This window comes from uncultured Aquimarina sp., assembly GCF_947492115.1.
Lineage (GTDB): Bacteria > Bacteroidota > Bacteroidia > Flavobacteriales > Flavobacteriaceae > Aquimarina.
This window is the reverse complement of record NZ_CANLMM010000011.1, coordinates 102891-112825: the sequence shown is the minus strand read 5'-3', so window position 1 is coordinate 112825 and position 9935 is coordinate 102891. Positions and strand designations below refer to the sequence as shown.

The following is a 9935-nucleotide window of genomic DNA, read 5'->3' as shown; positions in this document are numbered from 1 at the left end:
TATTAATACGCGCTGTCAATCAATATATCAATGAACTTTTTCAACAACCCAACACAATCTTCATCGCTGGCTGTATTCGCTAATTATCAAGGAATCGAACCTTAAAAATAAAATCTCTTTTATCCTACTCCAGTATAATTTCTATGCTTATGAACTTAGCTTGTTTCTCAAAGCGGGTGCAAATATAAAACGCTTTTTTATTCCCCGCAAAACTTTTTTGAACTTTTTTTTAAAAAAGTTTTTACTAACTAAAAACTCTCCCAAAACACCTTCAAAAAAAACAAACTCTCTCAATGAACTCTCAAAACTTATTCCGTTTTGCGGGTGCAAACATACAACCCTTTTTCATTTCCACAACAAAAAAATACAACTATTTTTTAACCTTTTTGTAAAACACCTGATTTTTAAAAAGTTGGAAAGCGAAGATACTAAAATTAATGAAGATAGAAAGTAAAAAGTTTTTAAAATCCTTTTTTTTAGATGTAATAACTAACAATTCTTTGTATTAAGAACATCCTAACTATACATTAACTTATATTATTTCTAGAAAGACAATTAAAAGAGTATTCATAATTACGATTCATACGACACATATACTTAAACTAAAAAAATTACTTTTTTAGGTTAGTAGTCCTAATAGTATCCGTCCATTTATTTCTTAAATCATAAAAACTAAAATCTAAAGCAGTCTTTTGTTCTTCTAAGATATTAGATTGGAAACTTCTTTGTAAAATATCCTCAATCCAATAATCTTCTTCTACATTAATAGGGTCATACTCTTCTTTAAGAGATATATTAAAAAGATTAGCCGTACTATTATACCAAAATGCTTTCCATCCACTCCGATATTCTTTTACTAAGTCAAACATTGTTTTTCCCGTTTGTCTATGTATTAGCTTAACCAATATTTGACCTTCGGTACGTGTCATTTTTTTTAGCTCGGCTGTAAACTCTTCCTCCATATACTTCTGAAGTATTTTTATATACTTTTTCCGAGCTCTTTTGGACTCAATATTTTCTAACCTTTGATTTAAGGCTATTAATCTATCAGAAGCTAGTTTGGCATATGGATAAACTTTTCTTGTTTTACGTCTAAGAATTAGATATTTCCTTCTCGCCAATCTGTCTTTAAACTTTAATTTGCCTAATATGACCACCTCATCAAGATCAATTGCATCATGAGGAATAGTATCTCCTTCTATAATATAATATTGTACATAGCTGGTAGAATCAATTTTTAAAGAATCTATTTCCTTTTGACAAAATATTGTCAACGGAAAAAAAACAACTAATATGTACAGTAAATTTTTCTGCATATGCTTTTTAGGCTTCTAAAATCGTTCCAAAATTAACAATAAACACATAGCAAACTGTAAAATCTTTGTGAATATTATTAACTTCGTACAAAACAAAAATATTTAAATGGCTAAAAAAAGTATACTAAACAAAAAGTCTTTGACCTTTCTTGAAAAGTATTTGAATAATGCAGCACCTACTGGTTATGAATGGGAAGGACAAAAAATTTGGATGGACTATCTAAAACCATATGTTGATGAATTTATTACAGATACTTATGGTACTGCTGTAGGAGTTATAAATCCAAAAGCTAAATATAAAGTGGTAATAGAAGGCCATGCTGACGAAATATCTTGGTATGTAAATTACATAACTGATAATGGTCTTATTTATGTAATCCGCAATGGTGGAAGTGATCATCAAATTGCTACCTCTAAACGTGTAAACATACATACCAAAAAAGGTATTGTTCAAGGTGTGTTTGGTTGGCCTGCAATACATACAAGAAATCGTACTAAAGAGGAACCTCCAAAACTAAATAACATTTGTATAGATGTAGGATGTAACACCAAAGAAGAAGTTCTAAAACTAGGTGTACATGTAGGTTGCGTTATCACTTATCCTGATGAGTTTTTTATACTAAACAAGGATAAATTTGTATGTCGTGCTTTAGACAATAGAATGGGCGGTTTTATGATTGCAGAAGTTGCTAGATTAATCAAAGAGAATAAAGACAAACTAGACTTTGGTCTTTATATTACTAATTCCGTACAGGAAGAAATTGGTCTTAGAGGAGCAGAGATGATAACCCATACTATTCAACCAGATGTCGCTATTGTTACAGATGTTTGTCATGATACTACTACACCTATGATCGACAAGAAGACTCAAGGTGAAACCAAAATTGGTGATGGCCCTGTAATTTCTTATGCTCCTGCTGTTCAGAATAGATTAAGGGAACTCTTAATAGATACAGCTGAGAAGAAAAAAATTCCGTTTCAACGAATGGCTTCTAGTAGAATGACAGGAACAGATACTGATGCATTTGCCTATAGTAATGGAGGTGTAGCTTCAGCTTTAATTTCTTTACCACTTCGCTACATGCATACTACAGTAGAAATGGTCCATCGAGATGATGTAGAAAACGTAATCCGATTGATTTACGAAAGTCTTCTAAATATACAAGCTGGTGAAACTTTTAGTTATTTCGCAACACCGACAGTTGCTTCTAAAGCTAAAACAAAATCAAAAAAATAATCCATTAAAAAAAAGAGCCTCAATTATCGAGGCTCTTTTTTTATCTATTCCTGTTATAAAGCTTTGTCCATAATTTCCTGAACCACTTCTGGATTTAAAAGCGTGCTAGTATCTCCAAGATTTGATGTATCCTTGGATGCTATCTTTCTCAAAATTCTTCGCATAATTTTTCCACTCCTAGTTTTAGGAAGACCTGGTACAAACTGAATTTTATCCAGTTTAGCGATAGGACCAATCCGCTCTGTAATTTGTTGATTCACCTCCTTGCTTAGATTGTTCCGATCTCTATTTTCTCCTGTTTCCTTTAGAATTACATAGCCGTACAATGCATTTCCTTTTATATCATGTGGAAACCCAACAATAGCAGATTCGGCAACAGCGGGATGTTCATTTATCGCATCTTCTATAGGAGCAGTACCCAAATTGTGACCAGAAACAATGATCACATCGTCTACTCTACCTGTTATTCTATAATATCCCACCTCATCTCTTAATGCACCATCTCCCGTAAAATATTTATTCTCAAATGCAGAAAAATAGGTCTCTTTATAACGTTGATGATTGCCCCAAATTGTTCTTGCCATTGACGGCCATGGAAATTTTATACAAAGACGCCCGTCTACCTGATTTCCCTTTATTTCTAAACCATTCTCATCCATTAATGCTGGTTGTATTCCTGGCATTGGTAATGTTGCATAGGTAGGTTTGGTTGGTGTGGAATAAGGAATTGGTGAAATCATAATACCTCCAGTTTCAGTTTGCCACCAAGTATCAACAATTGGAGATTTCTTTTCGCCTACATGATCATTATACCAGTGCCATGCTTCTTCATTAATGGGTTCTCCAACAGTACCTAATACTTTTAAACTAGAAAGATCATGGTTGGTCACATAATCTAGGTTTTCTTTCGCTAAAGCACGAATTGCAGTAGGCGCAGTATAAAATTGAGTGACTTTATGCTTTTGAACAATATCCCAAAATCTACCAAAATCTGGATAAGAAGGTACTCCTTCGAACATTACTGTAGTTGCCCCATTTGCCAAAGGACCATACACAATATAAGAATGACCAGTTATCCAACCTATATCTGCGGTACACCAATAAATATCATTCTCCCTATACTGAAACACATTTTTAAAAGTATAAGCCGTATACACCATATATCCAGCAGTCGTATGCAACATTCCTTTTGGCATTCCTGTAGATCCTGATGTATACAGAATAAACAAAGGATCTTCAGCATCCATAACTTCAGGAACACAATCCTTATTAGCCTTGTCAAGTAACGGTTGTAACCAATGATCCCGATCACTCTTCATTTGTATATCAGAGTTAATTCTTTTAGCTACTAATACAGAACTTACTCCAGGACAACTTTCTAAAGCATCATCCACAATACCTTTTAGATCTATCGTTTTAGATCCTCTATAAGAACCATCAGAGGTAATCACCATTTTTGCTTCACAATCATTAATCCTCGTGGATAATGCCAAAGCAGAAAAACCAGCAAATACTACCGAATGAATAGCCCCTATACGTGCACAGGCTAATACCGATATTGCAAGCTCAGGAATCATCGGTAGATAAATACAAACACGATCTCCTTTTTGCACTCCTTGCTCTTTCAACACATTAGCAAACTTGCATACTTTTTCATGTAACTGTTTATATGTAATGTGTTGTGCATCTTCTTCCGGATCGTTAGGCTCAAAGAGGATTGCTGTTTTATGCCCCCTATTTTGAAGGTGTCGATCGATACAATTTTCGGTAATATTCAACTTTGCCCCTTCAAACCATTTAACCTCAGGTTTGGTAAAATCCCAGCTTAATACATTATCCCATTTCTTTTTCCACATGAAGTGTTCTTCGGCTATTTCTGCCCAAAAAGTTTCTGGATCACGCACAGATTTTCGATAAACTTGATAATATTCTTCAAGATGTTTTATGTGATAATTACTCATTGTTGGTATATTTTATATTCTTTAAATTAATTTTTATTTGTTTAATCATTTAATGTAAATAATCCGAACCAATTTGGGTTGTAAAATTTTAATCGTATCAAAACCCATAAAATGACTATAAAACAAAATCCTATGACTATAGAATGCTGCACTTATTTGTGTTTTCATCTCCGCTAAAAACCTAAGAAACAAAGAGATTACTACGTAAACACTAATAAATATATCAGATACCAATGGTTTTAAACGTATTTTCATTTTTACTTATCTAAATTAAATCCTCGTTGTTTGCGCACAACATCAAAAGTTAATTCAACAATTCATTTATTTCTGCTACCAATTTTTTTACCGAGAAAGGTTTGGTAAGGTACTTGTCAGCTCCCATACTTAAACCTTTTTCTATATCCGTAGCTTTATTTTTTGCCGAAAGAAATACAACTTTGGTATCCTTAAGGTTTTTATTGTTCTTTATCTCTTTTAAAGTTTCATAACCATCAACATTGGGCATCATTATATCTAACAATACTATATCAGGAATCTCTTCTTTAGCTATCTGCAATGCTTCACTTCCATCTCTAGCGATGAACACTTCAAAATTCTTCTTTTTAAAGGTATATTCTAGTGACATTACAATATTAGGTTCATCATCTACAATTAAAATCTTTTTCATATGTTAAGCTATTCACCTAAGGTTTGCTCATTTGGGTATGGTAAATAAAAAACGGGCACCTTCTTTGTACTTTTTATCTACCCAGATTTTTCCATTATGACTTTCAACAATTTTCTTACTGATTGCCAACCCCAACCCGCTGCCTACAGGTTTTTTTATATTTTGATATTTTGATTGGTAAAATTTATCAAAAATATAATTCATTTCCTCTTTTGGAATGCCTTTTCCGTTATCTTCTACTATAATTTCTACGGTTTGTCTTTTTTGACGGACCTGCACCTTTATCTTTCCTGTTTTTTCATCTGAAAACTTGAGCGCATTAGATAACAAATTTGTTAATACCTGAATTATTCTATCTTCGTCATAATTCGCCTGTATTTGATACCCATCATTATGTATTAGCTCCACTCCTTTGTTTTTTGCAATCTGCTCAACACCATAAATCGCCTTATTTATCGTTATACCAACCTCCCTAGATTCAATATCGAGATGCTCTTGTCCTTTAGATAATTTTTCAAGATCTAAAATGTTGTGTATTAATCTGGTTAATCTATCTGAATCTTTAACTATATTTTCTAAAAACTTACTTTTTAGATCCTCTGGCATATCATCATCATCTGTTAAAACCTCTGAAGCCGCCTTGATTGAAGTGACAGGAGTTTTAAGTTCATGAGCAATCGTATCTAAAAATTCATCTTTTATTCTATCTTGTTCTAAAAGTTCTTCGTTAGCTGTTTTTAATTTTTCGGTAAGTCTTGTAAGCTCTTCGGACTTTTCCTGAAGTGCTTTATTTACTGCTATAGTTTCTTTTGATTCTTCTAATATTTTTAGAACTTCTAGCAAACTTACTGGTTCTTCTTTAGCTACGCTACCTATCAATATACGTGCAGAAGCACTACCGATAGTTCCTGTTAAAAGTTTTTCTGAAAACTTAATCAATCTAGCATCAGCCATTTCTTCTTCTTTGGAGATTCCATACTTCAAATAAAATAAGTTCAGCGCTTTTTCCGTTCGTTCTTCTCCTAAAAAACGATTCAACATATTTCTTATATCAGAGATAAAAGCTTCTCCTTTCCACACAAAAGCACCATCTTGTAAATTCGCATAATTACTGCTATTCACAAACATCTCCGCATAATTTCGTTCTCTATAATTCCCTTTAGACAGCAAGGAAATAATTAAAAAACTTAATGTATTAAAGAACATACTCCAAAAAAAGGAATGCGCTTCTGGCCCTAAAAAATCTAAACCAAATAATGCATATGGCTTTAAAAGTTCTATTCCGAATAATCCATTTTCTACAAATAGGTCATTTCCTGTAAGTACAGTAACAATAAGTGGTAGGATTAACGTATATATTACAATAAAAACACCTACAATCATTCCAATTTTAACTGCTCTTGCAGAACCCCGATTCCAGAAAAGCCCCATAAAAAAAGAAGGTGCTAATTGAGCTATCACAGCGAATGAAATTAGACCAATAGAATATAATGACAATTCATATGAAAAGTTGATATAGAAAAAGTATGCCGCAATAATTAAGGTAAATATTGAGATACGTCTAATATTTTTGATATACTTCTCATTTTGTTCAGGATCTCCTTTCAAAAATTTATCCAAAAACCCATAGGGAATAATAAGGTTATTACTTACCATGGTGGATAATGCCAAAGTCGACACAACTACCATTGATATCACTGCAGAGAATCCTCCAAGAAACACCAATAATGCTAAGATAATATTTCCGTTTTGCAATGGCAGTAATAAGGTATAGTAATCATGATTTACCTCTCCTGAAATACTAAGATTTCCTGCCCATGCTATGAAAATCACGAATATGTTAAATAATAAGAGGTATAAAGGAAACATCCATATCGCTTTCTTTAAATACCGTTCTCTGTCATTTTCGACCACTGCAACGTGAAATTGTCTAGGAAGCAGGAAAATGGCAAAAAAGGAAAGCATGATCGTAAACATCCAGTTAAAACCAGATTCTAACCCATTAAAAGAGGTGATTTTCTCAAAATTCCCGAGTGCAGAAGCTTGATCATAAATATCTTTTGTACCATCAAACATAAAAAAGGTGATGTAAATCCCGATCACAAGAAAAAAAACTAACTTCATAATAGACTCTACTGCTACTGTAGTCATGATTCCTTTTCTATGTTGAGATGCGTCTGCTGCTTGCGTTCCAAAAAAAGCAACAAAAATTGCCAAAAGCACCGCAATATAAAAAGTAGAATCATCTACAATTAATGTAGAATTGTAACTAGTCTCATCGGTAATAATTTCAAAGGTTTCGGAGATAGCTTTAAGCTGGAGCGAAATATATGGTACTATGGCAAAAACACAAATTATGGTTACTAAAGCACCTAAAAAACGATTATTACCATATCGCAGTGATATAAAATCTGCAATACTAGAGACCTTATGCTGCTTTGAAATTCTGATAACCCTACGCATTACGAGAATCCATAACGGAATAGATATCACAGGGCCTAGATAAATAGTAAGAAAACTAATTCCTGATTGCGATGCAATCCCCACACTTCCGTAATATGTCCAAGCAGAACAATATACAGCTAGAGATAATACATAAATGTATGGATTATTAACCCATTTGCTTTTTGAGTTCTTCTCTGCCCAAAAGGCCACTAGAAATAAAAAAGTCAAATAGACGATTATGATAGATATCAAAAGATAATTATTCATAGTGCCTATGTAAGATGATATAAGAAATGATAATTGCCAATATCCATATCAAGAAAATAAAAAAATAGATCATTGGGAAACCGAAGACTTCATCGGAATGGTCAAAAATTAGTACCAACGGAACGTTCCATAATAAAAACAGCACCAATGAAAGGATGATAAGTTTTTGCTGATGTCTTTTCTTCATTTTTGAACTCACTCTATAAAGTTAGGAAAAAACGGTGCCATAACTAAAATTATAGCACCGTATTCTACTAAAATCAGATCTAATGATGCGAAGCTTCTCCAGCTCCACTAGGGATTCTTATATCTTCAACAATTTCTTGTACTACTTTTGGAGGTTCTGGAGTTATTCTAGAAACGATCACAGAAACGACAACATTTACAATCATTGCAATAGTACCAAAACCTTCTGGAGATGTACCAAACCACCATTCTTCTTTAGGTCTAGGTTCCATAACACCGATCAATCCTGTTTTATATACAACCATGTAAATTAACATGAGGGTGATTCCCACAATCATTCCCGCTACCGCGCCCTGTCTGTTCATGCGTTTATCGAAAATACCTAGTATAATTGCTGGAAAGAATGAAGCTGCGGCCAAGCCAAATGCTAATGCCACAACAGCTGCCACAAAACCAGGAGGATATATCCCGAACAAACCTGCAATGATAATAGCAAATAGAATACTAATTCTAGCAGCCAAAAGTTCTCCTTTTTCAGAAATATTTGGCTTGATTTGTTTTTTAATAAGATCATGAGAAATAGAAGTAGAAATTACCAATAACAAACCAGCTGCAGTTGATAATGCGGCAGCTAAGCCACCTGCAGCAACTAGCGCTACTACCCAATTAGGTAAATTTGCAATTTCTGGATTTGCTAAAACCATAATATCTCTATCTACATATAACTCATTTTCAGAGCCACTAGCATTGGAAACCAATCTTTCGCCGTTTACGCCTCTTTCCCCAGTGTACTTTGGTTTACCTTCTGTAGCGCTTCCATTTACATATTGTATTTTCCCGTCGCCATTTTTATCTGACCAAGCAATAAGCCCAGTATTTTCCCAGTTTTTAAACCATTCTGGAACTTCTTTATACGGATTATTACTTACCGTTTCTATTAAATTAGTTCTAGCAAAAACTGCAATAGCCGGAGCCGTAGTATACAGAATAGCAATAAACAGTAAGGCTAACCCTGCTGATTTTCTAGCATCTTTTACTTTAGGAACTGTAAAAAAACGTACGATAACATGAGGCAATCCAGCGGTACCTACCATAAGGGCCAGTGTTATTGCGAACACGTCCCAGGTTGATTTTGAACCATCGGTATACTCATTGAAACCTAGTTGAGTATGCAACGCATCTAACTTCTCAAGTAAATATGTCCCGTCTTCAACTGTACCACCCATTCCTATCTGTGGAATGATATTTCCTGTCATTTGCATAGAGATAAAAAATGCCGGAACCATAAAGGCAAAAATCAATACACAATATTGAGCTACTTGTGTATACGTGATTCCTTTCATTCCTCCCAAAAAGGCAAATACTAAAACCACAGCCATTCCTATGATAACTCCCAAAGTAATATCAACCTGCAAAAATTGAGAAAACACAATACCTACACCTCTCATTTGTCCAGCTACGTAGGTGAATGATACAATTAATGCACAAATCACTGCTACAGTTCTGGCGGTATTTGAATAATATCTATCCCCTATGAAATCGGGAACTGTAAATTTTCCAAACTTGCGGAGATACGGAGCTAACAAAAGTGCTAATAACACATAACCGCCAGTCCATCCCATTAGAAAAACAGAACCATCATATCCCATAAAAGATATCAAGCCTGCCATAGAAATAAACGAAGCTGCACTCATCCAATCGGCTGCGGTTGCCATCCCATTAGCAAGCGGAGAAACACCTCCACCAGCTACATAAAAATCTTTGGTCGAACCTGCTCTGGCCCATATAGCAATCCCGAAATAAAGGGCAAACGTAATCCCTACTAAAATCCATGTCCATACTTGAACGCTCATAAT

Annotated in this window: 6 protein-coding genes; 1 reads left to right on the top strand and 5 read right to left on the bottom strand. The window is 34.1% G+C overall.

The features are described from left to right. Positions 1-611: 611 nt before the first annotated feature. The gene (locus tag Q1A73_RS22685) at positions 612-1316 is read right to left on the bottom strand and encodes a DUF4294 domain-containing protein (protein ID WP_299610559.1); all 705 of its coding nucleotides are present in this window, start codon (positions 1314-1316) and stop codon (positions 612-614) included. A gap of 106 nt (positions 1317-1422) precedes the next feature. On the opposite strand from Q1A73_RS22685, the gene Q1A73_RS22680 reads away from it, so the two are divergent. After that, entirely contained in the window at positions 1423-2553 is a 1131-nt protein-coding gene (locus Q1A73_RS22680; RefSeq protein ID WP_299610556.1) for a M42 family metallopeptidase, read from the top strand. 53 nt (positions 2554-2606) lie between these two features. Here the strand turns inward: Q1A73_RS22680 and acs are convergent, their stop codons facing one another. The 4 genes from acs to Q1A73_RS22660 all read right to left on the bottom strand — a co-directional run bounded on the left by acs (position 2607) and on the right by Q1A73_RS22660 (position 9932). Beyond that, a complete protein-coding gene (acs, locus tag Q1A73_RS22675) occupies positions 2607-4514 on the bottom strand; it encodes an acetate--CoA ligase (protein ID WP_299610553.1) in 1908 nt (635 codons plus the stop codon). A 304-nt stretch (positions 4515-4818) separates the two neighbouring features. Continuing rightward, positions 4819-5181, bottom strand: coding sequence for a response regulator (locus tag Q1A73_RS22670; RefSeq protein ID WP_299610551.1), 363 nt, complete (start codon positions 5179-5181; stop codon positions 4819-4821). A gap of 27 nt (positions 5182-5208) precedes the next feature. Then, positions 5209-7893: an ATP-binding protein gene (locus Q1A73_RS22665; RefSeq protein WP_299610549.1), complete on the bottom strand. Its 2685-nt coding sequence runs from the start codon at positions 7891-7893 to the stop codon at positions 5209-5211. Positions 7894-8159: 266 nt separating this feature from the next. Further along, positions 8160-9932 carry a sodium:solute symporter family protein gene (locus Q1A73_RS22660; RefSeq protein WP_299610546.1) on the bottom strand — a complete coding sequence of 591 codons (1773 nt, stop codon included), beginning with the start codon at positions 9930-9932 and terminating at the stop codon, positions 8160-8162. Positions 9933-9935 lie beyond the last annotated feature (3 nt).